We start from the raw sequence: 25,826 nt of genomic DNA, 5'->3' as shown, positions 1-25,826 counted from the left end.
GCTGCCGTTCCCCCTATGACTACCGCTTCCCTGCTTGATCCTGCCGCGTTCGATATGCCACGCGATGTGCTGTGGCTTTCCCATTGCAAGGACGGGCCGCTGCCGCGGGCATCCGCGGATGCGGTGCAGGCATTGATGGGGGTGCAGCTGCGGCCGTGGGAGTTGCGCTGGGAGGAGGACTTCCTGGATGTCCAGCGCAGGTTGCGGCATGCCGCTGCGACGCTGCTGGCCGTTGACGCTGCGGACATCAGCCTGATGACCTGCACCTCGTCCGGCCTGGAGGCCGTTGCGTTCGGTTACCCCTGGCAGGCTGGTGACGAGATCCTGATTCCGGCAGGCGAGTTCCCCAGCAACCGCCTGCCGTGGCTGGCGTTGTCCCGACGCGGCGTGCGGTGCCGGGAGATCGACCTGTGGCAGCCAGGCCAGCGCCCGACCGCACGGGATGCGCCGGAAGATCGGCTGATCGAAGCGATCACGCCGCGCACCCGGATGATCGCCGCCTCCTGGGTGCGCTTCCAGGATGGAATCAAACTGGATCTGCAGAAACTGGGAACGGCGTGTCGCGGCGCGGGTGTCGATCTTGTGGTTGATGCGATCCAGGGTGCCGGCACGACAACGCTCGAACTGACGGGCGTGAGCGCGCTGGCGACCGGGGGCCACAAGGGCCTGCTGGGCCTGCAGGGGCAGGGCTTCCTTTGGACCGAGCCCGGGTTCCGCCAGAAGCTGGTTCCGCTGGGAACCTGGCTCTCCGGGCCCGAGGAGTTCTCGCAGACTTCGGACCCGGCGCCCGCGGCCGACCTCTGGGCCACGGACGGACGGCGGCTGGAAGCGGGCAGTCCTTCGATCCTGTCGTGCGAGGCACTTGCCTCATCACTGCAGCTGCTGCTGGACTGTGGCGGTGTGGCCGCCATCCAGGCGCATGTGGCATCGCTGCAGCGACAGCTGCTCGAGCAATTGGCGCTGGGTGACGGGACGTGGCGTGCGGAAGCTGCGCGACTGATGGCGCTGCTCGAACAGGATCGTCTGGGCCCGACGCTCTGCTTCGCGCTTCCGGAGGAGCGGTTGGCGCGCCTGCTGGCGACAGCAGAGGCGCAGGGCATCCACAGCAGCGTCCGGTTGGGTTATCTGCGCGTCGCACTCCATTGCTGGCATGACGCCGAGGATGTCAGGCGCTGCGTGGCGTGGCTGCTGGGCACGCTCGACTGATCCGGAGCACGGACGTTCAATGCCCGGTTACGGTGCGATGCACCGCCTGCTGCAGCATGTCGAGATGGAACGGCTTGGCCACGAACGGCGCGCGGCGATGCCGCGCCGGAACGAGCTGGTCATAGACTGCTGAAACGAACAGATAGGGAATGCCGAGGTCGGCCAGGCGGTCGGCAACCGGAAACACCACGCCGTCACGCAGCTCCACATCCAGCACGGCGCCATCGAAGTGCTGGGTGTCGAGCAGTTCCATCGCGTCGAATACGCTGTAGGCGTGTGTCACCTGGCTCCCCCCGTCCTGTAGTGCCTGCTCCATCAAGGCGGCCAGGTCGAACTGATCCTCCACCAGCAACAGGTTGCAGGTGCGCGGATGGGATAAGGGATGCATGCCGGGAGGAGCCTGTCTTGCGGTGGGGTAATGCAGTGTGCGCAGCGGCACATCAACGCCGTGGATGCGCCGCGTCAGGTTGGCGCGAAATGCCGCCTGCGTTCACCGGTTTCCAGCGAAGACGTCATCGCACCGACTGCGGCACGCGCCGCAGCTTGCGGGTGTCATAGCCCATCGCCGCAATGCGCTGCACTGCCTGCTGGTAGTCGCTTTCCGAGACCCGTGGCGTACGTGCCATATACCAGACGTAGTCACGCTTGCTGCGCGCCACGATGGTCTGGCGGTAGTCTTCGTCGAGCCAGGCAATGATGTATTCGGCCTGGATCGGCCAGATGAACTGCATGCCCCAGACGGCGCCGTTTCCTTCCTTCTCCACCCGGCCGATCGGATGCATCGACTTCTGCGGGGCGTCGAAGCTGCCCTTGCGATAGGTGAAGGTGGTCTGGATGCGCCCATCCGGTCGCAGCGCGTAACTTTCCACGGCGTCGAAGGCCTCGCGCTCGGGCCGTGAGGGAATGTGTGCGATCACGTACCAGTCGCCCATGAAACGCGGCACGTCCACCGCGGATGGGCGCGGCAAGGGGCGGGTGTCACTCGCGCTGCAGCCGGAACCGAACAGGCCGACCGCGAGCAGGGGAAGCAGCGAGAACATGCGCATGCGGCACCTCAACGGGGACGGAACAGGTAGTGGGCCACCAGCCACTGCTGGCCATCGTCGTAGCCGAACAGCTCGGCACAGGCCATCCAGAACATGCGCCAGCGCTGCCACCAGATTTTTGCGGCAGCCTGGCCATATGTGGCGACCAGGATGGGCATCACGTCCCCGCGCGCTGCATCCTGGTTGGCCAGCCAGTGATCTGCGGTGCGCTGGTAGTGGGTGCCATCCAGCAACCAGCGCTGCTGCAACTGCAGGTCGCGCTGGAAGTGCAGCAGGGTGTCGGCAGCGGGCATCAGGCCGCCGGTGAAGAAGTGGCGGCCCATCCAGTTGTCACCGCCGCCGGTCTCGAACGGATACATCAGCGTGCGGTGGGCGAAGATGTGCACGAACAGCGCGCCGTCGGGCTTCAGCCACTGGCTGATCCGCGCCAGCAGGCGTTCGTAGTTGCGCACATGCTCGAACATTTCCACCGACACACAGCGGTCGAACTGTGCCGTCGGCAGTTCAAGTTCGTTGACGTCGCGGGTCAGTACCTCGACATTGCCCAGGCCGCGCGCCTGGCATTGCGCCATGATGTACTGGCGTTGGCTGTGCGAATTGGAAACGGCGGTGATATGCGCCTGCGGATAGCGTTCGGCCATCCACAACGTCAGTGAGCCCCAGCCACAGCCGAGTTCAAGAATCTGTTGGCCGTTTGCCAGGGCGGCACGCTGGCCGTACAGCTCTAGCATGGCTTCCTCGGCCTGGTCCAGGGTTTCCCGGCCGGTGGGGTAGTAGCAGCTGCTGTACTTCAGACGCTTGCCCAGGCAGGCCTGGAAGAAGGCTGCCGGCACTTCATAGTGCTGCCGGTTGGCCGCGTCGACATGCAGCGCCAGCGGGCTGTCGGCGAGTTCTGCGATGCGACGGCCGAAGCGCGCGGACTGTGCTTCGATACCGCCCAGCATTTCCTCGTGCAGGCGTTGCGCGCACAGGCGACGGATGCCGGCGCGCAGCGCCGCATCGGGAACCAGTCCGCGCTCGGCCCAGGCGATCAGCCCGGTTTCCGCGTCGTCGGCCGGGTTCAGTGACGGGATCGCGCTCATGCGGAATGCTCCTTGGAAGAACGGGGGAACCAGGGGAAGAACATCGGTGTGCTGCGCTGGTAGGCGCGGTAGTCCTCGCCCCGGCTGCGCAGGGCCTGCTTTTCGGTGAACGGGATGCCGCTGAGGTAGCGCAGGAACACGTATATCAACAGCGGTCCGGCCCAGGCCAGCCACCACAGCGGCGAGCCCACCGCGAGCAAGACGTAGCTGAACCAGTGCAGCCATTCGAAGAAGTAGTTGGGGTGGCGGGAGTAGCGCCACAGCCCGTCGCGGCAGGTGCGACCCTTGTTCGCCGGATCCGCGCGGAACCGGGCCAGTTGATGGTCGGCCAGGCTCTCGCCACCGACACTCAGTAGCCAGACGAGTGCGGCGGCCACGACCCAAGGTGTCAGGTCGGCACGGGGATTGGCAGCCGCCGCGGCAAAGGGCAGGGCGAACAGTACGACCAGCAATGCCTGGGCCATGAAAAAGCCGAAGATCCTGCCCTGATGCCCATGCCAGTACTCACGCAGGTAACGGTAACGCCCATCCTCCTGCTCGTGACGGACTCGGTGCCACAGGTGCAGGGCGAGTCGACTGCCCCACAGGCCGCCAAGCAGCCCCAGTGCAACCCGTGGCACGATCGCGCCGTCACCAAGCAGTGCCAGCAGCAGCGCAGATGCGCCCACGCCCTTGGCCCAGAGCACGTCGACCACGCCGATGTTGCGGTGGCGGCGCTGCCAGGCCCAGCCCCAGCTCATCACCAGCACGGCATACAGCAGGACCCACAACAGATTGATCATGACGGTGCTCCGGCCAAGGGCGGCGGAATGGTGCTGGAGCCGCGACGAGCGGCCATGCACAGCAGCGAAAGCGCGATGCTCCAGCCCACACCCAGCACCAGCAGGCCCTGCCACAGTGGCGCAGTGAATCGAACCGCATCGAAACCGCGCGCCGCGGAGAGATACGCCAGCGGGGCCAGCAGCAGGCCGAACAGGGCTGGCAGAGCGGGGTGGCGCTGCAGGAAGCGCATCGAGGTGTTCAAGGTCATCGCGAAGGCGGCCCACAGCGCCATGATCCAGGGCGGCGGTGCCCAGCCGAGCGGAGCAGCGGCATAGCGCACCATTCCGCTGGCTGCCGCGCTGGCATCGACCAGCCAGGCGCAGGCCAAGGCCAGTCCCATCAGCCGAAGATCCAGCCGCGGTTGCGGCGAGGTCAGCAGCTGGCTGCCGATGTAGAGCGATGCTGCCAGCAGCGCCGGCCATTGCAAGCCGCGCCCGGCGCCGGCCACGGCGCACAGCCAGACCAGCTGGTTGCCAAGCAGATTGGCCCACAACCGGCGCATCTCAGCCGCCTTGACCCGATGCGCCAGCGGGACGATGCCCTGGGCGCGCCAGCAGCAGATGCGAAACGCCGATCGAACGCTCCAGGAAGCCGCCCTCGCAATAGGCCAGGTAGAACTCCCACATCCGGCAGAAGCGCGCGTCAAAGCCCTGCGCCTGCACGGCGGGCAGCTGGGCAAGGAAGCGTTGGCGCCACGCGCGCAGGGTCAGTGCGTAGGAGTGGCCGAAATCCTGCTGGGCGACCAGCTGCAGGTCACTGGAGCGGGTCTTGGCGGTCATGATCGCGTTGATCGATGGAATGAAACTGCCGGGGAACACGTAGCGTTTGATGTAGTCGACGCTGCGCCGTGCCTGTTCGTAACGGTGATCCTCGATGGTGATCGCCTGCAGCAGGGCCACGCCATCCGGCTTCAGCAGTCGCTGCAGCGTGGCCATGTAGGTGTCCAGGTATTCCGCGCCGATGGCTTCGATCATCTCGATCGAGACCAGCTTGTCGTACTGACCCTGCAGGTCGCGATAGTCCTGCATCAGCAGCGTGACCTTGTCCTGCAGGCCGGCGATGCGGACGCGCTCGGTGGCCAGCGCATGCTGCTCGGCGGAGATGGTGGTGGTGGTGACGTGGCAGCCATAGTGCTGTGCCGCGTGCAGCGCAAAACCACCCCAACCGGTACCGATCTCCACCACGCGATCGCCCGGCTTGAGCTGCAGCTGCTGGCAGATGCGGTCCAGCTTGCGGTGCGAGGCGGACTCCAGCGACTCGCCGTCTTCGGCGAACAGGGCCGAGGAGTACATCAGGTCCGGCGACAGGAACAGGGCGAAGAAATCGTTGCCGAGGTCATAGTGCGCAGCGATGTTGCGGCGGCTGCCTTCACGGCTGTTGCGGCGCAGGCGGTTCCAGCCGCGCAGCAGCCACCCTCCCACGCGCGCCGGGCCGTGTTCCATGCTGTCGAGCAGATCGCGATTGCGCACCAGCAGGCGTATCAGGGCGACCAGGTCATCGCAGTGCCACTCGCCCTGGATATAGCTTTCACCTGCACCGACGCTGCCCTGTGCCGCCACCTTGCGATAGAACGCCGGGTCATCGATGGTGACGGTGACATGCAGTTCGCCGCGGGCATCGCCCAACCACACTTCGCCCAGCGCGTCGCGCACGCACAGGCGGCCGTCGCGCATCGGGGCCAGCTGGGCCAGCAGGCGGCGGCGCAGGAAGGCATCCAATGCGCCCGGGCGCGGCAGCGCGACCGAAGGAGTCATCGAGTTCATCGCGGTTTCTCGGCAAGGGTGGGGTGGTCGTGCACGGGATTGCGTTTCAGCCACAGCCGCAACGCGTGCCAGTGGATGGCGGCCACCACCTGGGTGGTCATCAGTGGATAGCAGGCCAGGACGCGTGCCAGCCCGCGGCCATCCAGGGCGTGCCGTTGCATGACCTGGGTGGCATCAAACTGGCGGACGCCGTCGCGCCAGACCTGCATGTGCACGCGCAGATCCCCATCAGGGCAGTTGAACCGCCAGTCGTAATGGCAATCCATCGGCATGAAGGGCGAGACATGGAAGCACTTGTCGAACCGCCAGCGCAGCGAGGTGCCTTCGTGCGTGGCCGTCGCGACTGGCAGCACGTAGGCATGCCGCTCCTTCCAGGGCGTGTTGGTGATCTCGGCGACGATGCAGTCCAGCGTGCTGCCATCGGCCCGATAGCAGTAGTAGAAGCTGACCGGGTTGAACACATGCCCGGCGAAGCGGAGATGGGTGAGCAGGCGGACGGGGCCGGTGGGCCGGTAGCCGAGGGTGGATGCAGCGTGGTCGCGCACTGCATCGGCCAAGGGCCGCGCGGGATCGCCGAAGTAATCGCTGCGACGGAACTCGGCCAGGTTGCGGCGATTGATCGACCACAGCCAGCGCCCGGCGAACACGCTGTCGAGTTCATCCAGGTCGAGCAGCAGCTGTGCGATCGGATAGCGGAACGCATGCGGGTGCGGGAGGTGCCGGCGGTGCATCACCTGCCCGAAGTAGAGTGCACTGGCGCTCATGCGGCCACCTCGCCGGGAGCCGCCATGACGCGGTGCGGTTTGCAGGTGCGCAGCGCATCCACCACCCGGCGGGCGCTGAGGATGCCGTCCTCATGGAAGCCCCAGCCCCAATAGGCGCCCGCGAACCAGGTGTGGCGTCGGCCCTGCAGCTCGGCCCAGCGCTGTTGCGCGCGCACTGCGGCATGGTCGTGCACCGGGTGGGCGTAGCGCAGGGTGCGCAGCACCTTGCCGGGGTCGATCGCCGCGCTGCGGTTGAGCGTTACCACCAGGGGCGTGTTGCCGGGCAGGTCCTGCAGCAGGTTCATGCAGTAGCTGACCGTGCACGGCGCGGCAGGATCGCGGGGCACATGGGCGTTCCATGCCGCCCACGCCTTGCGGTTGCGTGGCAGCAATGACGCATCGGTGTGCAGCACCGCTTCATTGGTTTGATAGCGGATGGCGCCGAGCACGTCGCGCTCGATGGGGTCGGCGTCACGCAGCAGCGCCAGGGTCTGGTCGCTGTGGCAGGCCAGGATGACCTCATCGAAGCCTTCCACGCCGGCCGCGCTGTGCACGCGCGCGCCCCAGGGCATGCGCTCGACCGACTGCACCGGGCACTCCAGCCGCTCATGCACCCGCCAGCGGGCGCGCAGGGCATCGACATAGCGCGCCGATCCGCCGCTCACCACCCGCCACGGCGCACGCCCGGTCATCTGCAGCATCTGGTGGTTGGCCATGAACTGGGCCAGATAGCGCGCCGGGAAGTCCATCACCGTAGCCGTCGGGGACGACCACAACGCGGAGGCCATCGGCAGCAGGTGCTCGTCGATGAAGGCATCGCCGTAGCGTTGGCTGCGCAGGTACTGGCCCAGCGTTGGGCCCTCGTCTTCTGCCAGCAACAGGGGGGCATCGCGATAGAACCGGCGCAGGTCGGCCAGCATGCCCCAGAACCGCGGTGATGCCAGGTTGCGGCGCTGGCAGAACAGGCCATCCAGCGAGGTCGCGTTGTACTCCACGCCGCTGCGCTCGCTGTGCATGGAAAAGCTCATTTTGGTCGGCTTCGACGCCACGCCCAGCTCGTCGAACAGCGCGCTCAGCAAGGGGTAGTGGAGCGGATTGAACACGATGAAGCCGGTGTCCACCGCCATGCGCTGGCCATCCACCTCCACGTCATGGGTGTGGGTATGACCGCCCAGATAGTCGTTGGCCTCGTACAGCGTGACGTCGTGTTCGCCGTCCAGCCACCAGGCGCTGGCCAGTCCGGCAATGCCCGAGCCGATGATTGCGATGCGCATATCAGTACCTCGCCTTGGCCAGCACCCACTCGGGAATGGGCTTGAGTCCTTTGACCAGCCCAAGCGCCGCCAACGCGCGCAGCCCATACCAGGTCAGGTCGACTTCCCACCAGCGGAAGCCCTGGCGGACGGTGCCCGGGAAGAAGTGGTGGTTGTTGTGCCAGCCTTCGCCGAAGGTGAGCAGCGCCAGCCAGAGGTTGTTGCGACTGTCATCGCGGGTCTCGAAACGGCGGCGGCCGAAGCGGTGCGCCAGCGAGTTGATGGTGACCGTGGCATGGAACAGCACGATGGTGGAGATGAAGAAGCCCCACACCAGCAGTTGCGGGCCGGAGGTGTGCAGGCCCGGTGCCCAGCGCTCCAACCCGGCGCCCAATGCATACAGCGCTGCGGCCAGCAGTACCGGCACGGCCGTATCGAAACGGTCCAGCCAGCGCAGTTCGGGGAAGCGTGCCAGGTCCGGTACCCGCGACAGATCGGTGGCAAAGGCCTCACGGGTCAGGAACCAGCCCATGTGGCTGCGCCAGAAACCGCCTTCACGTGGGGAGTGCGGGTCCAGCGGCTGGTCGGCGTGCCGATGGTGGTGGCGATGATGGGCGGCCCACCACAGCGGTCCGCGCTGTACGCTGGAGGCGCCGATCACTGCGAACACGAACTGCACCGGGCGCGTTGCCTGGAAGGTGCGGTGTGAGAAGTAGCGGTGGTAGAACGCGGTGATCGCGAACATACGCACTGCATACAATGCCGCAGCGACCACCACGGCCGTCCATGAGGCACCGACCCAGATCACCGCCAGGCAGGCGACATGCATCAGCGCGAAGGGTACGGCGCGCACCCAGTCGATGCGCCCCGGCCGCTCGCCGGTGGCCTCTGCGGCGTTGCCGGTATCGAACCAGCGCTGCAGCGTGCGCAGCAGGCGCCAGCGTCGACGGGGAAGGGGCGCTACAGAGGCCATGGCGGATCTCGGCGGGTGTCGTGTCTTCCTTTACGCAGCAGGATGCGCAATGGATGCGCCACGGCGCAGTAAATTTCCACTTCACCTGGGCGTCACGACGCAACGCTCCACCAGGGGTTGCGCCCACGCCTGTTGCCAGTCGCCTGCCGTTCGCTCGGCTGGTGGCGAGCTGAAGCGCACGGTCACCGGCGGATAGCTGCCGCGGGTGTCGCGCAGGTTGCTGGTGCCGCGGAACTCCAGCAGGCGACGGTCGCCGTTGGCATAGACCAGTGACAGGCGCGGTGCGATGCCGCCGTACCAGGTGTCCAGGCTGACTTCGATTGCCTGGGCGTCGATGCCCTGCCAGCGAACCGGGCCGGTGCGTCGCACCTGCACCGGGAAGTAGCGCTGGCGTGCCGGCACCAGGAATGGCAGCGTGATGCGCTCGCCCCGAAGCAGCGTCGGCCAGTGCAGGCGTACGGCAGCGTCGAATCCCGCATCGATGACCGCGTCCGGTGGCAGTTCAAGCCGGCGTCGACGCAGCAGGCTGGCGGCATCCTCCTTCCAGGCAATCGACACCGAGTCGCCAGCTGCGTCGACTTCGGCGGTCTGGCCGCTGCGGCGGTCCTGCAGCGAATAGCCCCGTGCCTGCGGGCGGGCGCTGGCTGGCAAGTGCTTGCGGGCGAAGGGCTGGCCATCCGGGCACTGGTACAGCACCCAGCGCTCGGCACCCTCCGTTGCTTCGCGCCGCCAGTGCACTTCACGGTAGAGGATGTCGCCCTGCGCGGAGGTGGCCACGCCTTCACTTCGCAGCCAGGGTGCCGCCAGCGCAGCATGGGGCAGGCACAGCAGCAGCCAGGCAGTGCGCATGGTGTTCATCCGGAAGGGGAGGGCCCAGGTCATACGGCGGGGATGGCCGGTTGGATGCGCTACGTCGCCTGCATCCAATTGTGGCCTTCGCGCGTACAGGGGACAGACCTTCACCCGCCCGCCGCGAACGCAGATGTACCCTGACGCCGCCAGCACACTCCTCAACTTCGATACCGCACGCATCGTGTCCAGTTCCCAGCAGCCGAGCAGCGAGCCGACGAACTGGGCCGGTGACATGGACGGCGTGGCACGGCTTCGTGACCGCGATTGTTTCATGCGGATCTACGACTACTTCATGCCGCGGTTGTGCGTGTACCTGCGCGGCCTGGGCGTGCCCGACGCGGTGGCAGAGGAGCTGGCGCAGGAGAGCCTGTTGCGCCTGTGGCTGCGGGCCGCCGATTTCGACCCCGGGCAGGGGGCCTTGAGTACGTGGTTGTATCGCATCGCCCGCAACCTGCATATCGATCGCATACGGCGCGAACGCAGCTGGATGCAGGTGCAGGCCGCGGTGGAACATGCGGCAACACTGGACGTGGTCGAGCGCAGCAGTGCCGAGCAGTTCGCCGATCAGGCGCGCCTGCGCCAGCGCATCAACGAGCTGCCTGCGGTGCAGGCGCGGCTGGTGCGGATGTCCTATTTCGAAGCCAAGAGCCACAGCGAAATCGCCGAGGCGTTGGGCATGCCGCTGGGGACGGTCAAATCACACCTGCGCCGAGCGTTCCTGCAACTGCAGGCGAAAGTGGGAGGTGCGCTGTGAATCCGCACCACCACCTGCACGAATCCACCCTGATGAGCTATGCCGCCGGGGCGCTGCCGGCGCCGTTGAGTATCGTGGCCGGTGCCCACCTGGAGCAGTGCCCGCATTGCCGTCAGCGCCTGCGCGACGCCGAGGCGATCGGTTCGGTGCTGCTGGAGCAGACCCAGCCGTCTGCAGCCGACACGCGCCGCGAACAGTTGCGCGAGGCGATGCTGATGCAGTTGGCCACGGAAACGCCGATGGCCGTGCCTGGGGCCACGCGGCCGGTGCCGAAGGAGCGGCCCGAGGCCAATCCGGACCATCTGCCTGCCTCGCTGCATCCGTATTTCGGCGCCTCGCTCAGCGGCCTGCGCTGGCGTTGGATGGCGCCGGGGGTGCACTGCATCCGTGCCGAGCAGATGCGTTCGCTGATCATGTTGAAGATCGCCCCCGGCAAGTGCCTGCCCATGCACAGCCATGGCCGCAGCGAGCTGACCCAGATTCTGCGCGGTTCCTACAACGACGCGCTGGGGCTGTTCGCGCCGGGTGACGTGGCGGATCTGGATGAGGATGTCGAGCATCAACCGGTCACCGCACCTGGCGTGCCGTGTATCTGTGTATCAGCGTTGGATGCGCCACTGGTGTTCAGTGGCTGGTTGGCGCGGAAGATCCAGCGCTTCGTGAAGCTCTAGGATGCGTGCAGCGATGGCTACAGGCGCGCTGCGGGTTCTGCTGACCGGTGCCACGGGGCTGGTGGGGCAGGGCGTGGCCCTGGCCTGCCAGCGCTCGCCCCGGGTTTCCGATCTGACTGCACTGGTCCGGCGCCCGGGCAGCCTCGACGGTAGCGGCAGCGAGCTGATCGTGCCGGACTTCCTTAGGATCGAGGAACGGCAGGATGATCTGTCGGGGTTCGATGCCTGTTTCTACTGCGCGGGCGCTCCACCGGTCGGCACGGCCGAGGCCGAGTACCGAAGGGTGACACTGGACACCACCTTGGCCGTCGCCCGCGCCTGGGCCACGATGAACCCGCAGGGGTGTTTCCTGTATGTATCCGGCGCCGGTGCGGATGCGCGAAGCCGGTTGATGCCATTGCGGATCAAGGGCGAGGCAGAGCGAGCACTGCAGTCGCTGCCGGTCCGCACGGTCATGCTGCGTCCGGGTGGCGTTCGCCCCGTGCAGGGCACCGGCACCCGTCATGGCCTGCTGAAGCCGCTGTACTGGGGTGGCGCACCCTTGATGAAACTGGCGGGTGTGATCGCGCCGTCACTGGTGACCAGCAACCTGGCTCTGGGCCAGGCGATGATTGCACTGGCCGGCAGGGAACATCCGCCTGCCACGGTGGAGTGCGCGGACATCAACCGGATCGCGATGGACGTGAGTGACCCGGTTGCCTGACCTCAATGCGCGGCACCTTCCAGTGCGGTACGCACCGCCTGGGCCAGGTCGCTGCGGGTAAATGGCTTGGGCAGCAGCGCGGCCGCCCGGCCCTGGGTGCCGACCGCGTCGTGATCGCGTGGATAGCCTGAGGTGAACAGGACCGCGACGTCGGGCCAGCGCTCCCGGACTTCCCGCACCAGCTCCCAGCCCGACATGCCGGGCATCACCACGTCGGAGAACAGCAGGTCGACCGTGGTGTCCGGACGTTCCAGCAGCCGCAGTGCGGACGGGCCATCGTGCGCTTCCAGCACGCGATAGCCCAGCAGGCGCAGTGCATCAACGGTGTGCGCACGCACATCATCGTTGTCCTCGGCCACCAGGATGGTTTCCTCGCGTGGCGAGTAACCGGCCAGGCCGGTCGGTGGTGCGCTCGCCTCGCAGGGCAGGGCCAGTGCCGAACGCGGGAACATCATGGTGATGCTGGTGCCGCCGCCCTCCACCGAATCGATCAGTACATGGCCGCCGGACTGCTTGACGAAGCCATGCACCATCGACAAGCCCAGGCCGGTACCACGGCCAACCTGCTTGGTGGTGAAGAAGGGTTCGAACACGCGCGCGAGGGTGGCCGCGTCCATGCCGTGGCCATTGTCGCGAACCCGCAGCATCACGTACTCGCCAGGCGCTGCATCGGGGAACAAGGCGGCGTAGTCGTGGTCGAGATGGCTGTTGTCGACCTCGATCACCAGCCGGCCCCCGTGGGGCATGGCATCGCGGGCGTTGACGGCCAGGTTCAGTACCGATGCCTCCAGCTGGCTGACGTCGATCTCGACGCACCAGACGTCCTCGGCGGCGCGGAGTTCCAGCTGTACCAGCTCACCCAGGGCGCGCTGCAGCATGTCATGCATGTCCAGCAGGCGGTCGTTGAGATTGGCTGCCTGGCTGTGCAGTGGCTGGCGCCGGGCAAATGCCAGCAGGCGCTGGGTCAGGCTGGCGGCACGGCCCACGCCTTTCAGAGCATTGTCCAGCGCACGACTGACCATGGCGCCCGGCTCGCCGGCCCGCTCGCTGAGCAGCATGGCGTGTTCAACGTTGCCGGAAATCACCGTCAGGATGTTGTTGAAATCGTGGGCGATGCCGCCGGTGAGCTGGCCCACCGCTTCAATCTTCTGTGACTGGCGCAGCGCATGCTCGGCCTGCAGGCGTGCAGTCGTTTCCACCGCTTCGGAGACCACGGCGGTCACCGCGCCCTCGGCATCCAACAGCGGACGGAACGAAAAATCGTAGCTGCGGCGGCCGGTCGGCAGTTCCAGCTCCAGCGCATGCAACGAGCTGTGGCCCTTCGCGGCAGCGGCAATGGCCTGGTCCACGAGGATGCCGACGTCATCGCTGGTGGCAAACCACGGCGATTGCCCATAGCGCTGACCTACAACGTCGGGCTTGTCGGCCAACACGGCAGCCAGCGAGGCGACATTGGCGTCGACCACGCGGCCATCCAGGTCCAGCAGCACCTGATGCTGGAAGCTGGATTCGAAGATGGCCTGCAAGCGTCGTTTGCTGGCCCGGAGTTCGGTGGTACGCGCCTGCACCTGCCGTTCGAGCAGCTGGTTGTCTTCGCGCAGGGCCAGCTCCGCCTGCTTCAGCCCGGAGACGTCGCTGCCCAGGCAGATGTAGCCGACCACGGCGCCGTCGGCGCCTCGCTCCGGCACGCAGTCCATCTGCACGAAACGTGATTCGCCGCTGCGGTGGGCCAGCTCCACCTGGAAGCGGGTGCGCTCGCCCTGCAGCACCCGTTCGATGCTGGGCAGCGCCTGCTCAAACGCGGAGACTCCGCTGACATCGCGCGCCGTACGGCCCAGCAGTTCGGCCAGGCTGACGCCGTGCCAGTCCAGGAAGGCCTTGTTGGCGAAGCGGTAGCGATGCTCCTTGTCGAGCTGGGCAATCAGTGCCGGGACGGCATCGGTCACCTGCTGCAGCTGGGCCTGGCTGTCATTCAGGGCGGCCTGCGCGTGGGCCAGCTGGGTACGCTCGTTCGCCTCCTGGCGGGCGCGGCGGATCGCATCCGGCAGGCGCTGCAGGCGCTGCTTGACCACGTAATCGCGTGCGCCACGGGTCAGCGCCTGCACCGCCAGTTCTTCGGTCAGCGTGCCGGAAACGAAGATGAAGGGCGTCTGCGGAATCCGCTCGCGCGCCAGCGCCAGTGCAGCGTCGCCGTCGAATCCGGGCAGCACATGATCGGCCAGGATGACATCGAAGGCGCGATTCTCGATTGCCTCGATGAAGGCATTGCGGGTCCACAGGCGCTCAGCCTCGAAGTCGAGGCCGGCCCGGTGCAACTGTGCGGTGATCAGTTCCGCATCAAGCGCACTGTCCTCCAGCATGAGGATGCGCAGGCGCTCGCTGCGGCGCGATCCATCACGCATTGTGCTGCCCCGAGCCGTTGGGGCGATGCGGTGGTGGCTGGTTGGTGATGCCCCAGAACATGCCCAGGCCCTGGATCGCGTCGAAGAATTCCTTGAAATCGACTGGCTTGACCACGAACGCATTGACGCCCAGTTCGTAACTGCGCACCAGATCCTGCTCTTCGCGGGAGGAGGTCAGCATCACCACCGGCGTGCTGCTCAGGTTCGAATCGCCACGCACCTGCTCCAGCACCTCCAGGCCGTTCACCTTGGGCAGCTTCAGGTCCAGCAGCACCACCACCGGGCCGCCGTGGTTGGCGCCGGCGAATTTGCCTTCGCAGCGCAGGTAATCCAGCGCTTCGGCGCCGTCACGTACATGGATGACATCGTTCAGCAACTGGCAACGCGCAAGTGCGGCCAGCGTCAGCTCTGCATCCTTGGGGCTGTCCTCTACCAGGAGGATCGGCCGCAGGTCCCTCATGGGTGATCTCCTGTGGAACGGGGTAAGGTGAAATGGATCGTGGCGCCCTTGCCGGGTTCGCCCTCGGCCCAGGTCCTGCCGCCATGGCGGCCGACGATACGGCGCACATTGGCCAGGCCGATGCCGGTGCCTTCGAATTCCTCGACGTGATGCAGGCGCTGGAACACGCCGAACAGCTTGTCGACATAACGCATGTCGAAACCGCAGCCGTTGTCGCGCACGAAGAAGTGGTCCTCCTCATCGAGGCGCTCATGGCCGATCTCGATCACCGCCTGCTCGCGCTCACGGGTGAATTTGACCGCGTTGGCCAGCAGGTTCTGCCAGACCAGGCGCATCATCGTCGGGTCGGCCTGCACCTCCGGCAGCGGCGCCAGCGTCCACTGTACGTCGCGTCCGGCGTAGTCCAGTGCCAGGCTCCTGCGGACATCCTCGGCCAGTGCCGCCATGTCCAGCCGCACCCGGCCGAGCGTGGAGCGGCCCATCTGCGAGAAGCTCAGCAGGTCGTCCACCAGCGCTCCGGCAGATTTGGCCGATTCCACGATGGTATCCAGGAAGCGGCGCTCGGTATCGTTGAGGCGTTCGCCGGCCGAGCTGCCCAGCAGCTCCGAGTAACCGACGATGTGGCGGAAGGGCGCACGCAGGTCGTGGCTGACCGAATAGGAAAACGCTTCGAGTTCCTTGTTGCTGCGGACCAGCTGCTCGTTGAGCTCGGCCATTTCCTCGGCCTTGCGCAGCACGATGTCGACGATGGCGGTGCGCATCTCGTGGGCGGCATCACGGTCGGCATCGTTCCACGGCAGGCTGCGCTGCTGCACGGTTTCCTTCCAGGCCTCGAAGGAGCTGCGCGGCGACAGTGCCACGTCGAGTGCCGCGGTCTTGCGCGGATCGCCGCCCCAGCGCACGGTACGCACCACTTCAGGGCGGAACCACATCAGGTAGCTGTCATGCAGCTGCGAAATGGACACCGCCAGTACGCCGCTGGCCACGTCGGACAGGCGCGCGCCTGGCGCCCAGTCGGCTGCCAGATGGTCACTGCAGTACGTTTCCTGCCCGGCCTGCTGTGCCGCCAGCCAATCGGCCAGGGCCAGCACGTCGGTTGCGGGCGGGCACTGGCCCACACGCATGCAGTCGCCCTTGTGCACGATGGCGGCGCCTGCTGCGCCGGTCAGCGACAGCAGGCTGGCTTCGTCGTGGCGCAGCGCAGCCATGAAATCCTCGTCGCCGGCCATGCGTGCCAGCAGCTTGACCAGCACCGAGCGGCGCGCCACGCGCTCTTCGATGGCGCGTGCACGCTCCTTCAGCGCGATCTGCAGCGACAGGATCTGGCCCATGAATTCGCAGGCAGTGCGCACGTGATAGGGCAGGCGGCGCGGTTGAACCGTGTGGCAGGACACCAGACCCCACAGCTGGCCCTCATGCACCAGTGACACCGACATCGACGCGCCGGTGCCCATGTTGCGCATGTACTGCAGGTGCACGGGCGAAACGCTGCGCAGCACGGCCAGGCTCAGGTCGGTGGCCGGCGCGTCGCGGTGCGCCTCGCTGCGCATCAGTGGGGCAGGGGTGTAGTTGTTGTCCGCGATCAGTCGCACCCGGTTGCGCCGATACAGCTCGCGGGCCTGGGCCGGAATGTCCGATTCGGGGAAGCGCAGGTCCAGGTAGGACGGCAACAGGCCGTTGCCATCCTCAGCGACCACGATGCCGTTCCAGCCGGCGTCGAACTGGTAGACCAGGGTGCGGTCGAAGCCGGTCAGCCGGCGCATGTGCGCGGCGGCCAGCTGGCACAGATCTTGAACGGTGGGAGCCGACTCGATGCCGGTCATCAGTTCGCGGATCGACGGATACAACTCTTCCAGCGAGCCCGGCTGGCCGGGAACCGGTGCCTCCAGCTCGACCAGCAGATCGGTGGCGGAGCGGTGCACCAGCAATTGATGGCGGCCGTGGCCATCCAGGTGCACGGCGCCGACATGTGCGCTGCTGCCCACCGCGGCCTGCTGGAACAGCGCCTGGAAGGGCGCCAGTACGCCGCCCAGTACCTCGCTGACATGCTGCATCAAGGGTTCGCCGAACTGCTGCAGCAGCCCTTGCTGGCTGATGGCACGCTCACGCACCCGCAGTGACTGCGGCTCCACTACCAGAAGCACACCGTATGGCTGGATGGCACCGGGCGTATGAATCGGCTCACGCGCACAACGGGACTGGGCGGTGTCGTGCGTGGACTCGGCAGAAGGCATCAAAGGCGGGACTCATGATTCGTGGATGGCTGGAATGGCCCAGCGTTGCATCCGGCATGCATGGATGGTGAAGCAAAATCGTGCATTCGCATACCAGCACGTGCGCGTGAAGAACGTTTCATTCAAACCTGAATTCTTCATCTGAGCATTCCAACAGCACTTGCATGTTTCGCGAAAGGTACATGTGCGCTGCACGCGCGCTCGACACCGACTTGCCTAGGGTGAATGCACATTCCTGAGTGACCACGCCACGTGAACCTGCAGACCTTGCCTTCAACGCCATACCGCATGCTTGCCGACAGCTGCCAGTTTGAGCTGCTGGATGTGGATGCCCTGCAGGATCCGGCCAGTGGGCGCCTGCTCCACCTGTACTCGCTGGTTGCGCGCTGCCTGTGCTGCGAAACGGTGTTCAAGGCGGAAGAGGGGCAGGGACTGGTCAGCCACACCGCCGCGCGCGTGGTGCGATGCCCCACGGGTTGTGGCCAGCAGGCGTTCAAGCCGGCGTTGCTGCGTGCATGGCAGCCGCAGTGCGTCGCACAGGCCTGAGAGCACTGATACGGGGTCACAGCAACCCGGGATTGGCGCGCCACACCGCGAAGTTCAGCGCGGATGCGAACGATATCCAGGCCAGGTAAGGCAGCAGCATCACCGCCGCACCACGATGGATGCGGGCGAAGGCAACGATCGTTGCGCACACCAGCGTGATCAGTACCAGGATGTCGACGAAGGCCAGCGCGCCCAGCTTCCAGCCGAAGAACAGCCAGCTCCATAGCGCATTGACGGCCAACTGCAGCAGATAGAGCGTCAGCCCCGGTTGTGCACCTCGCCAGCCGCGCTCACGCCAGACCAGCCATGCAGCAACAGCCATCATCGCGTAGAGCAGGCTCCATACCGGGCCAAACACGCTGGCAGGCGGTGCCCAGGCGGGAAGGGCGAGAGTGGCGTAGAAGCTGGCGGCGGATGTCGATGCCCATGCGCCGACTGCCGCCGCCGCAAAAGTGACCACACCCCATCCCAGAAGACCCATAACCTGTGAACGCCGCTTCATTCCGTGCCGCTCCATCCTGCGTTTACCCGCTCATACGAACGGAAGCGGCAAATGGATGCAGCCCGGGGCGATCAGTCTGAAGAACCCGCGGCGCTTCCACCTTCGGCAGCCGGCAACAGCGAAGGGCGCTGATCGAACCATTCACGCGCCTTGGCCAGATGCCACTGGCGCTGTTCGCCATCAAGCTCGATGCCGGCGCCCAGCAGCCCCCAGCGCAGATAGAGATCGCCACGCTTGCGCTGCTCCAGCAGATCCAGCCGCGCACGTACCGACAGGCGATCATTCTCGGCCTGCAGGCCGTCGACCAGAAGATGCCCCGGGCGCCAACGCAGCGTGGCCTGTGCATCGACCTGGCCGGAGTCGAGCAGGGACAGCGTCCAGCGCGGATAGTCGGTGCGCTTGGCGAACACGGCCAGCAAGGGGCGTGCATCGCTCAGGGTCAGATCGGTGATAGCGTCCACCTGGAACGGAGACTGCGCGTCGATGCGGCCCCGCTTGAACACGGCGCGGCCTTTCCACGCGCTGCTGGAATCGGTGCGCGCCACCTGCACATTGCGCAGCTCCACGGTGGTGCCGGACAGATCGAAATGGCGCTGGTTGAAGTCCCCACGGCGAAGCGTCGCGTTCACGTCGACATCGCCGCCCATGTCCAGGCCCGCCACCTTGGCGCTGGCATTGCGACCCAGCAGCCGCGCGGTGCCGTGGCCGACGCGGCCATCGGTGTCGAGCGTGGCGTCGCCGCTGAGGCTGCCGGTGCCACGCAGCAGGCGCACCTGTTGAGAGCCAAGGTAGCGGTTGTAGGCGGCCAGGTCCGGGATGGTCGCTTGGCTGAAGCGCAGCCGCGCACGAACGCCCTTGCGCAGTTCCTGCAGGCGGCCGTCGCCGGTGAGGTCCACGGCCAGGTCGCGCCCGTCGAACAGGCGCACATCCTTCGCATCGCTTGGGCGAGCGGTGAAGCGGGGCAGCCGGATCGCCAGCTGTGCCTGAGTGGGGGTGCCGGCCTTCAGCTCGCCATGCGCACTGGCCGTGCCGGCCAGGCGCACGCCAGCGACCTCGGCCACGGCGGCAGCCGAAGGAATGTCCACGGTGCTACCTTCGATCAGCTCACCATTGCGCAGGCGTAGGTCGGCCTTCAGCGTGCCGCCGCCATCCAGCTGCAGCCATGGTTTGCGCACGAACAGGGCAGGGATCCAGTTGAGCGAGGTGAAGGTCCATTCGCCGCGCACCGCGCCGGAGCTGCGCTCCAGCAGCTGGGAAGGGTGCTGGAAGGGAATCTCGCGCCCGGTGATGTGCAGGTCGGCATCGATGCCAGCGGCCGAATCCGGGCGTGGCGGCAGGCGTGCCTGCAGGCGCAGGTCGTTGGCCACATTGAGCTGCAGGGCCAGCACACCGCGATTGGGTGCGCCATCGCCAAGGAAGAGCGGCACCTGCCAGTGCGCGTGGTCACCGGGTTGCAGCTGGCCGTCGATGATATGAACGGCCAGTTGCAGGCGGCCGGGCACGGGCGCGCTGGAGATCTTTGGCGTTGTGGCGTCCGTATCCATGCGCAGGCCCTGGCTGCGCGCGTCCAAATCAAGTTGCGCGTGCAGCAGCTTCAACTTGGCCAGGCCGGGCGCCTGATCGCGATAGTGGCGCGGATAGCTGAAGCGCGCAGTCAGATTCATGTCGCCCAGCAGCTGCACGCCGTCATAGCTGGTATCTGCTTTGCTGAACGAGACCTCGGAATCGAACAGTTCCGATGGGCCGCCGCGCAGCTGCTTGAGGAACCCGACCGTGCCCTGGCCCTTGCCGATGATCAGCAGCTTGCCGAGCCGGGCACTGCGGATGCTGTCGCTGTGGATGGCGTCGAAACGCAGGGTCCAGCCCTGGTCGCTACGCGGCGGTGACGGAATGGCGTCCTCGACGCGACTGATCTCGGCCGACACGCCAGTGGCCTGCAATCGCGGAACCCGCACTTCGCGGCGAAACAAGGGCAGCACGGCCAAGCGAGCGCTGGCACGCTCGGCGTGCAGTACGTAGACGGTATGGTTGACGTGACCGCGCATATGTACGTTCCACGCGATCACATGTCCGGGCAGCAGCGTGATGGCCGGGCCGGTGGTCATCACGAACTTGTGCGGCTTGCGGTTGGTGACCTGGTCGAACAGCGGGGTGTTGAGGAAGATGTTGCCGGCCAGCAGGTAGAGAACGTACACGCCCAGCAGGATGTAGCCAGCGCCGCGCCATCGGCGGAGCCGGTGCGGGATGCGCGCGGAAGTAGGGGGCATGTACTGCTCTAAGGGCCGGAATTCACTCCACTATTGCCGAACCGATGGCGGTGGCGCGTGAAGCGGGTGCCGGCGCACTTGCTGGATTCTGCTAGTGTCCGCCTTGCCCGCTACGCCGATCCGCGAGGAATCGCATGGAAATCCGAGCTGCCACCGACGGTGACTTCGACGCCACGTGGGCGATTTTCAAGGCGGCCATTGCGATGGAGGATGCGCTTCCGTTCGCCGGCACCTTCGAGGCCGGGACCTTTCGGAGCCATTGGTTCGGAGTGCAGGCGGCCGTTGTGGCCGTTCTGGAAGGGCGCGTGGCCGGAATGTACAAGATGGGTGCCAACTATCCAGACTTGGGAGCGCACGTGGCCAGCGCTACCTATGTGGTCGATCCCCGGGTGCAAGGTCGCGGCATTGGCCGGGCGCTGGTGGAGCACAGTCTTGATCGAGCCAGATCGGAAGGCTTCCTGGCCATGCAGTTCAATTACGTGGTCAGTACCAATGCGCCAGCGGTCGAGCTGTATCGAAAGTTGGGCTTCGCCGTGGCCGGGACGCTACCGGCGGCGTTCCGGCATCGGTCGCTGGGGTTGGTTGATGTATATGTGATGCACCGGTTCCTGTAGGCAGCGATATCGCCGTCCATCGGCTTCGGTGCGTCGGGCGGAATGGGATTGAAATGCCGTGGCGATGTGTACCGCCGACGGCACAGCTATCAGGCGAAGACGCGCTCGATGTCCTGCTGGGCGTGCCGCAGCGCCTGTGCACGCGCATCTTCGCCCATTGCCAGACCTTCGGCCCGGATGAACTGCAGGTCGGTGACACCCAGGAAGCCGAACAGGCTGGTCAGGTAGGTTTCGTGATGGTCCATGGCCGCACCCGGCACATCACCGGCGTACATGCCGCCGCGGGTGGAGGCGATCAGCACCCGCTTGCCGCCTGCCAGGCCTTCCGGCCCCTGTGCGGTGTAACGGAAGGTCCTGTCGACAATCGCAATGCGGTCGATCCAGGCCTTGAGCTGGCTGGGAATGCTGAAGTTGTACATCGGTGCTCCGATGACGACGACATCGGCCTGCAGGAAGGCCTCCAGATCGTCGGCACCGAGCGCCACGTCCTGCTGCAGGGCATCGGCTTCGATGGGGGCGCCCTGGGCAGCGGCAAGGTGGGGCGGGGCAAGGTGGTCGACCGGTGCCAGGGCGAGGTCGCGGTAGGCCACGCTCACGTCGCCATGCTGCTGGCGGGCAGCCTCGATGAGCTGGGCGGTGAGCTGGCGGCTGACCGACTGCTGGCCCAGGATGCTGGAATCAATGTGCAGGAGCTTCATGGCGGTTCTCGTAGTGGAGGGTAGGGCGGGCCCGGTGAACGCACTGCCTTGGGCCACGGCTGCACTCTATTTCCGGGCATTGGGCCCCACTAGCCGGTCGCAGCGGATTTCATTCGTCCACGGATGGGAGCAATCCCACTGCGGGTGGATTCGTCCATGAATGGACGGGTGTATTCCCCCTGGGTCGGCTAGTGGGCGGTGGAAGGGGCACCTAGAGTGCGTCCCGCTGGCAGTGATGATGTCGTCGTTCCTGCCGCTGCCACCGTCCCTCTTGTTTCAACACGCCTCCAGGAAATGCAGACATGTCCACTTATTCCACAACCACCTTTGTTGCCTCGTCCTCCACCCGCCTGCAGGGCGCAGTCGAACTGCTCGGCCGCCTCCTGCTGGTCGCACTGTTCCTGCTGTCGGGATTCGGCAAGCTGAGCGCCTACGAGGCCACGGCGGGGTACATGGCCTCGGTCGGTGTCCCCGCGCTGATGCTGCCGCTGGTGATCCTGGCGGAGATCGGTGGCGCGCTGGCGATCGCAGCGGGTTGGCAGACCCGGCTGGTCGCCATGTTGCTTGCCGGCTTCACCCTGGTCACCGCCTTCCTGTTCCACAACAACTTCGCAGACCAGACGCAGATGATCATGTTCCTCAAGAATGTTTCCATTGCCGGTGCATTCCTGATGCTGGCCGCCAACGGCGCCGGCCGATTCAGCCTGGATGCGCGCAAGGCCCGATGAGGGCAGGGCGCCGCGCCGAGCGTGGCGACACCATTTGCAACACAATGCAGGGGCCTCCGTACCGGAGTCGTGTGCATGGAGACCGCGGGTGATCGACCTCAATGATGTGGCCCTGTTCGTACAGGTAGCCAAAGCCGGCAGCTTCGCCGAGGCCGCGCGCCGCGTCGGCATGCCCTCCAATACCGCCAGCCGGCGCATCCAGCAGCTGGAGGCGCAGCTGGGCGTCCGACTGCTGCATCGGTCCACCCGCAAGTTGACCCTGACCGATGCTGGTGAGGGCTTGTACGCACGCAGCGTGGAGCAGATCGAGGCGCTGGCGGACGCCACCCTGGAGCTTTCCGAGGGAAGTGAAGTGCCGGTGGGCAAGGTGCGCGTCGCCGCGCCGGTGGACTTCTTCAACTGGTTCCAGCTGGAATGGGTGCAGTCATTCCTGCAGGCCCATCCCAGGGTCCGCCTGGAGTTCGTGCTCAATGATGCGCGCGCCGACCTGGTCGCTGACGGCATCGATGTTGCGATTCGTGCAGGTGCAGTCACCGGGCCAACACTGATCGCGCGCCGGGTCGGCAACAACCGTGCCATGCTGGTGGCCAGCCCGGCCTACCTGGAGGCACGGGGAGCGCCCAGCGCACTGGAGGACCTGTCCACGCACGACTGTATCGCCGTGCCCTCGGGCTCAGGGCGCACGCAGTGGCGCTTGATGGGGCCGGATGGCCCCGCTGAGGTCGAAGTGCGCGGGCGATTCAGCGCCAACTCGGCCTTGGCCTTGACCAAGGCCTGCGTGGCCGGCATGGGCATCGCGCTGCTGACCGAGGCGATGGTGGCGCAGCCATTGCGGGATGGGCTGCTGGTGCAGGTACTGCCCGACTACCGGATTGATGGCCTGGAACTGTTCGTGGTGTACCAGAGCCGGCGGCAGCTGCCTCGCGCCGCCAGCGCGTTTGTCGAGTTCGCCATGACCCATCTGGTGCAGGGGCAGCTGGTGGACGCCTGAATCGGGCGGTAGCTGTTTCAGCGCTGCAGCGATTGCTCCAGCAATGGAGGGGTGAAATCCGATCTGACCGGCTACTGCCATGCGTGGCCGATGCCTACCTTGGACGTACGACGCCGCCGCGTCGTTCGAACCCTGCTTCCAAGGAGATCACGCCATGCTTGCCGTCCACCCCTCCGAATCCACCGCGATCCCTCCGGTCGCCTCCGTGCGCCGCATCGTGCATCGCACCCGCGGCCGCAGCCACGGACCCATCACCCGGCTGGTGAGTCCTTCCGACCTGGGCGAACGTCTCAAGCCGTTCGTCTTCCTCGACCTTATCGATGCGCGTGATCTTTCGCGCTCCCAGGCCCCTGCGCTTGGCCTGCATCCGCACTCGGGCATCGCCACGCTCACCTGGCTGCTGGAAGGGGCGGTCGACTATGAAGACGACCAGGGGCGCCAGGGCAGCATCGAGGCCGGGTGGATGGAGTGGATGCAGGCCGGCAGTGGCGCCTGGCACGGCGGCGGATTCGGTGATTCCGATCGCCTGCGCGGTTTCCAGCTGTGGCTTGCGCTGCCGCCCGCACTGGAGTTGGGCGTGCCCTTCAGCCGTTACTTCTCTCCGGGCGAGATCCGCAGCGAAGGCCCGGTGACCGTATTGCTGGGAGCGTACGGCACGGCCCGCAGCCCCATCGATGCCCTGGCACCGATCAACTACTTTTCGGTGAAGCTGGCGGCAGGGGATTCGTGGCGGTTCCAACCGCCGCCGGGACATGACGTGGCCTGGGCCGCGGTGAGCGTGGGCTCGCTGCGTGTACCCGAAGCGATCGGTGCAGGTGAACTGGTGGTCTTCGAGGAAGGTGGCCAGGACGTTGCGTTCTTCGCCCGTGAGGACACCGAGTTCGTGTTCGGTACCGCAGCACGGCATCCGTATCCGCTGGCAACCGGCTACTACTCGGTCCATACCAGCCCGCAGGCACTGGAGGCGGGTGAAGCGCGGATCCGCGAGCTGGGGGAGCAGATCCGGGCGGCGGGAAGCGCTGGCTGATGGTGTCGACTCTGGAGCAGGGCAGGAGGGTGGGGCCCGGCTATCGTGAGTGGCCGCTACTGCTTCCGCGCACGAAGGCGGCAGCCAGCCGCAGTGCATCGTCGCTGCCGCGATCACCGCGCAGCGCGTGGACCAGTCGAGCGGGCGTGACGCCGGTCCATCGCACCAGGTCATGCGTGGCATGGGCCTGGTCGCTGTAGCCGTGGCGCGCTGCGGCGGAGGCGATGCTGGTGGCTTCTCCATCCAGCGTGTGCAACAGAGCCTGCAGCCTGCATACACGGGCATATTCTTTCGGCGTCATGCCCACGGCCGCCAGAAAGCGGGATTGCAGGCCGCGCAGGGACATGCCCAGCCGCCGCGCGAGTTCGGCGATGCGCAGGTCGCCTTCCGCTGCATCCAGTTCCGCAACGGCCTGTTCGATGCGCTCGTCCAAAATGAAGCTGGCACAGCATTCCCGCAGCACCTGCCATAACGGCTCGGGCGTGCCGCTTGCAGCGCTGGCGCGAGCGGCCGCACTGAAGGTCTCGGCAAAGGAGGCATCCAGTGTGTACAGGTCCGGTGCCTGGTCGCGAAGACCGGGCAGGCGGACACCGGCCATCAAGGCGCTTGCGGCCGGCTGCAGCCGCACGCCGATGCAGAACACCGGGCCGACGGCCCGCAGGCGGATCGGGCCGCATTGCTGTGCGGCGAAACAGAACGGCAGATCGGAACGGATCCGGCCGTCTGCCCCGTGCAGATGCAGCGGCACGCCCAGTTCCGCCAGCAACTCGCACCGGCCATCGGGATAGATGACCTGCACCTCATGGCCTGGGGCTTCGTCCCGCAGCCACCAGAGGCATTGGACATGACGGTGCAGGTCGTCGGGGGCAGGGTGCTCGCGGTAGTCCATGCGGCATCGGACGTCATCCTGCGCATTTTTACAAGCGTCCCCGGAGCTGGGGCGCTAGCCTGCGTCCAACCGATCCAGGAGGTCAGGGCATGTTGAAGTCGACGTTGGTGGTGCTGGGCGCAGGGCTGGCGTTGGGAAGCAGTGCAGTCACCGCTGCTCCGGCCAGGTTCGACTGGTTGGCCGGGCACTGGTGCGGTGGTACCGAGGAGCGCAGGCTTGATGAGGTGTGGCTGCCAGAGGCCGGCGGCGCCCTGCTTGGCATGTCACGGACGTTGAGCCACGGCAGCATGGCGTCTTTCGAGTACATGCGCCTGGTGCCGGCCGGCAAGGCGGCCGGCCTGCATGTGCAGCCCAACGGTGTGGCGCCGACCACATTCGCGATTGCCGACCACGGCGAGAACTGGGTGGTGTTCGAGAACCCGCAGCATGACTTCCCGAACCGCATCGAGTATCGGCGTGATGGCGCCGACTTGAAGGCCAGCATTTCCGGGCCGGGAGAGGATGGGAAGATCCTGCGGATTCCGTTCGACTATCGGCGCTGTGGTGGTCAGGGGGAGGTGGAGCAGGGGCGGTGAGCGG

At 66.5% G+C, this 25,826-nt stretch carries 27 protein-coding genes; 10 read left to right on the top strand and 17 right to left on the bottom strand.

Annotation, left to right across the window (positions count from 1 at the left end):
- Positions 1-15: 15 nt before the first annotated feature.
- Entirely contained in the window at positions 16-1,206 is a 1,191-nt protein-coding gene (locus VPH47_RS10550; RefSeq protein WP_368850755.1) for an aminotransferase class V-fold PLP-dependent enzyme, read from the top strand.
- Between the two features lie 16 nt (positions 1,207-1,222).
- On the opposite strand, the gene VPH47_RS10545 is transcribed toward VPH47_RS10550, so the two are convergent.
- The 10 genes from VPH47_RS10545 to VPH47_RS10500 all read right to left on the bottom strand — a co-directional run bounded on the left by VPH47_RS10545 (position 1,223) and on the right by VPH47_RS10500 (position 9,758).
- Positions 1,223-1,594: a response regulator gene (locus tag VPH47_RS10545; RefSeq protein ID WP_180846603.1), complete on the bottom strand. Its 372-nt coding sequence runs from the start codon at positions 1,592-1,594 to the stop codon at positions 1,223-1,225.
- Positions 1,595-1,718: 124 nt separating this feature from the next.
- Positions 1,719-2,252, bottom strand: a complete 534-nt coding sequence (locus VPH47_RS10540; protein ID WP_368850754.1) for a lipocalin family protein — start codon at positions 2,250-2,252, stop codon at positions 1,719-1,721.
- A gap of 8 nt (positions 2,253-2,260) precedes the next feature.
- Positions 2,261-3,334 carry a cyclopropane-fatty-acyl-phospholipid synthase family protein gene (locus VPH47_RS10535; protein ID WP_110712279.1) on the bottom strand — a complete coding sequence of 358 codons (1,074 nt, stop codon included), beginning with the start codon at positions 3,332-3,334 and terminating at the stop codon, positions 2,261-2,263.
- The gene (locus VPH47_RS10530) at positions 3,331-4,116 is read right to left on the bottom strand and encodes a DUF1295 domain-containing protein (protein ID WP_368850753.1); all 786 of its coding nucleotides are present in this window, start codon (positions 4,114-4,116) and stop codon (positions 3,331-3,333) included. Before VPH47_RS10530 ends, VPH47_RS10535 begins: the two co-directional genes overlap by 4 nt.
- A complete protein-coding gene (locus tag VPH47_RS10525; RefSeq protein ID WP_368850752.1) occupies positions 4,113-4,658 on the bottom strand; it encodes a DUF2878 domain-containing protein in 546 nt (181 codons plus the stop codon). The genes VPH47_RS10530 and VPH47_RS10525 overlap by 4 nt, the downstream gene beginning before the upstream one ends.
- A 1-nt stretch (position 4,659) precedes the next feature.
- Complete coding sequence (locus VPH47_RS10520) at positions 4,660-5,919, bottom strand: class I SAM-dependent methyltransferase (RefSeq protein ID WP_368850751.1); 1,260 nt, start codon at positions 5,917-5,919, stop codon at positions 4,660-4,662.
- Positions 5,916-6,683: a DUF1365 domain-containing protein gene (locus VPH47_RS10515; protein WP_368850750.1), complete on the bottom strand. Its 768-nt coding sequence runs from the start codon at positions 6,681-6,683 to the stop codon at positions 5,916-5,918. The genes VPH47_RS10520 and VPH47_RS10515 overlap by 4 nt, the downstream gene beginning before the upstream one ends.
- Positions 6,680-7,957, bottom strand: coding sequence for an NAD(P)/FAD-dependent oxidoreductase (locus VPH47_RS10510; RefSeq protein WP_368850749.1), 1,278 nt, complete (start codon positions 7,955-7,957; stop codon positions 6,680-6,682). The genes VPH47_RS10515 and VPH47_RS10510 overlap by 4 nt, the downstream gene beginning before the upstream one ends.
- 1 nt (position 7,958) lies before the next feature.
- Positions 7,959-8,909: an acyl-CoA desaturase gene (locus tag VPH47_RS10505; RefSeq protein ID WP_368850748.1), complete on the bottom strand. Its 951-nt coding sequence runs from the start codon at positions 8,907-8,909 to the stop codon at positions 7,959-7,961.
- Between the two features lie 81 nt (positions 8,910-8,990).
- Positions 8,991-9,758 (bottom strand): hypothetical protein, encoded by a 768-nt coding sequence (locus tag VPH47_RS10500; RefSeq protein WP_110712286.1) that lies wholly within the window; start codon positions 9,756-9,758, stop codon positions 8,991-8,993.
- Between the two features lie 133 nt (positions 9,759-9,891).
- Between VPH47_RS10500 and VPH47_RS10495 the strand changes: the two genes are divergently transcribed.
- The 3 genes from VPH47_RS10495 to VPH47_RS10485 are packed head-to-tail and all read left to right on the top strand — an operon-like array spanning position 9,892 to position 11,889.
- Complete coding sequence (locus VPH47_RS10495; protein WP_164160529.1) at positions 9,892-10,515, top strand: sigma-70 family RNA polymerase sigma factor; 624 nt, start codon at positions 9,892-9,894, stop codon at positions 10,513-10,515.
- Positions 10,512-11,186, top strand: a complete 675-nt coding sequence (locus VPH47_RS10490) for a ChrR family anti-sigma-E factor (protein ID WP_368850747.1) — start codon at positions 10,512-10,514, stop codon at positions 11,184-11,186. The genes VPH47_RS10495 and VPH47_RS10490 overlap by 4 nt, the downstream gene beginning before the upstream one ends.
- A 1-nt stretch (position 11,187) precedes the next feature.
- Positions 11,188-11,889 carry an oxidoreductase gene (locus tag VPH47_RS10485; RefSeq protein ID WP_368850746.1) on the top strand — a complete coding sequence of 234 codons (702 nt, stop codon included), beginning with the start codon at positions 11,188-11,190 and terminating at the stop codon, positions 11,887-11,889.
- 2 nt (positions 11,890-11,891) lie between these two features.
- On the opposite strand, the gene VPH47_RS10480 is transcribed toward VPH47_RS10485, so the two are convergent.
- Genes VPH47_RS10480 through VPH47_RS10470 form a run of 3 tightly spaced genes read right to left on the bottom strand, consistent with a single transcriptional unit; the run spans position 11,892 to position 16,985 of the window.
- Complete coding sequence (locus VPH47_RS10480; RefSeq protein ID WP_368850745.1) at positions 11,892-14,291, bottom strand: response regulator; 2,400 nt, start codon at positions 14,289-14,291, stop codon at positions 11,892-11,894.
- Entirely contained in the window at positions 14,284-14,751 is a 468-nt protein-coding gene (locus VPH47_RS10475) for a response regulator (RefSeq protein ID WP_110712290.1), read from the bottom strand. The genes VPH47_RS10480 and VPH47_RS10475 overlap by 8 nt, the downstream gene beginning before the upstream one ends.
- Entirely contained in the window at positions 14,748-16,985 is a 2,238-nt protein-coding gene (locus VPH47_RS10470; RefSeq protein ID WP_368850744.1) for an ATP-binding protein, read from the bottom strand. Before VPH47_RS10470 ends, VPH47_RS10475 begins: the two co-directional genes overlap by 4 nt.
- Positions 16,986-17,237: 252 nt before the next feature.
- On the opposite strand from VPH47_RS10470, the gene VPH47_RS10465 reads away from it, so the two are divergent.
- Positions 17,238-17,531 carry a hypothetical protein gene (locus VPH47_RS10465; protein ID WP_110712292.1) on the top strand — a complete coding sequence of 98 codons (294 nt, stop codon included), beginning with the start codon at positions 17,238-17,240 and terminating at the stop codon, positions 17,529-17,531.
- Between the two features lie 16 nt (positions 17,532-17,547).
- On the opposite strand, the gene VPH47_RS10460 is transcribed toward VPH47_RS10465, so the two are convergent.
- Complete coding sequence (locus VPH47_RS10460; protein WP_153855610.1) at positions 17,548-18,033, bottom strand: TspO/MBR family protein; 486 nt, start codon at positions 18,031-18,033, stop codon at positions 17,548-17,550.
- A gap of 71 nt (positions 18,034-18,104) precedes the next feature.
- Positions 18,105-20,300: a hypothetical protein gene (locus tag VPH47_RS10455; protein ID WP_368850743.1), complete on the bottom strand. Its 2,196-nt coding sequence runs from the start codon at positions 20,298-20,300 to the stop codon at positions 18,105-18,107.
- 134 nt (positions 20,301-20,434) lie between these two features.
- On the opposite strand from VPH47_RS10455, the gene VPH47_RS10450 reads away from it, so the two are divergent.
- Positions 20,435-20,914, top strand: a complete 480-nt coding sequence (locus VPH47_RS10450) for an N-acetyltransferase family protein (protein ID WP_368850742.1) — start codon at positions 20,435-20,437, stop codon at positions 20,912-20,914.
- An 89-nt stretch (positions 20,915-21,003) separates the two neighbouring features.
- Here VPH47_RS10450 and VPH47_RS10445 read toward each other — a convergent pair whose 3' ends face one another.
- On the bottom strand, positions 21,004-21,612 hold the full coding sequence (locus tag VPH47_RS10445; protein WP_368850741.1) for an FMN-dependent NADH-azoreductase: 609 nt from the start codon (positions 21,610-21,612) through the stop codon (positions 21,004-21,006).
- Between the two features lie 302 nt (positions 21,613-21,914).
- Between VPH47_RS10445 and VPH47_RS10440 the strand changes: the two genes are divergently transcribed.
- The 3 genes from VPH47_RS10440 (at position 21,915) to VPH47_RS10430 (ending at position 24,358) form a co-directional block, all read left to right on the top strand.
- On the top strand, positions 21,915-22,340 hold the full coding sequence (locus VPH47_RS10440; RefSeq protein ID WP_368850740.1) for a DoxX family protein: 426 nt from the start codon (positions 21,915-21,917) through the stop codon (positions 22,338-22,340).
- Positions 22,341-22,428: 88 nt separating this feature from the next.
- Positions 22,429-23,331 carry a LysR family transcriptional regulator gene (locus VPH47_RS10435; RefSeq protein ID WP_368850739.1) on the top strand — a complete coding sequence of 301 codons (903 nt, stop codon included), beginning with the start codon at positions 22,429-22,431 and terminating at the stop codon, positions 23,329-23,331.
- A 154-nt stretch (positions 23,332-23,485) separates the two neighbouring features.
- Complete coding sequence (locus VPH47_RS10430) at positions 23,486-24,358, top strand: pirin family protein (protein WP_368850738.1); 873 nt, start codon at positions 23,486-23,488, stop codon at positions 24,356-24,358.
- Between the two features lie 40 nt (positions 24,359-24,398).
- Here the strand turns inward: VPH47_RS10430 and VPH47_RS10425 are convergent, their stop codons facing one another.
- Positions 24,399-25,247 carry a helix-turn-helix domain-containing protein gene (locus VPH47_RS10425; RefSeq protein ID WP_368850737.1) on the bottom strand — a complete coding sequence of 283 codons (849 nt, stop codon included), beginning with the start codon at positions 25,245-25,247 and terminating at the stop codon, positions 24,399-24,401.
- Positions 25,248-25,336: 89 nt separating this feature from the next.
- Here VPH47_RS10425 and VPH47_RS10420 point away from each other — a divergent pair, with 89 nt between their 5' ends.
- Positions 25,337-25,822, top strand: a complete 486-nt coding sequence (locus VPH47_RS10420) for a DUF6265 family protein (protein WP_368850736.1) — start codon at positions 25,337-25,339, stop codon at positions 25,820-25,822.
- Positions 25,823-25,826 lie beyond the last annotated feature (4 nt).

This window comes from Stenotrophomonas sp. WED208 (genome assembly GCF_040984485.1).
Classification (GTDB): Bacteria; Pseudomonadota; Gammaproteobacteria; order Xanthomonadales; family Xanthomonadaceae; genus Stenotrophomonas; species Stenotrophomonas riyadhensis.
The sequence above is the reverse complement of the archived record's forward strand: the minus strand, read 5'-3'. Positions and strand labels throughout refer to the sequence as shown.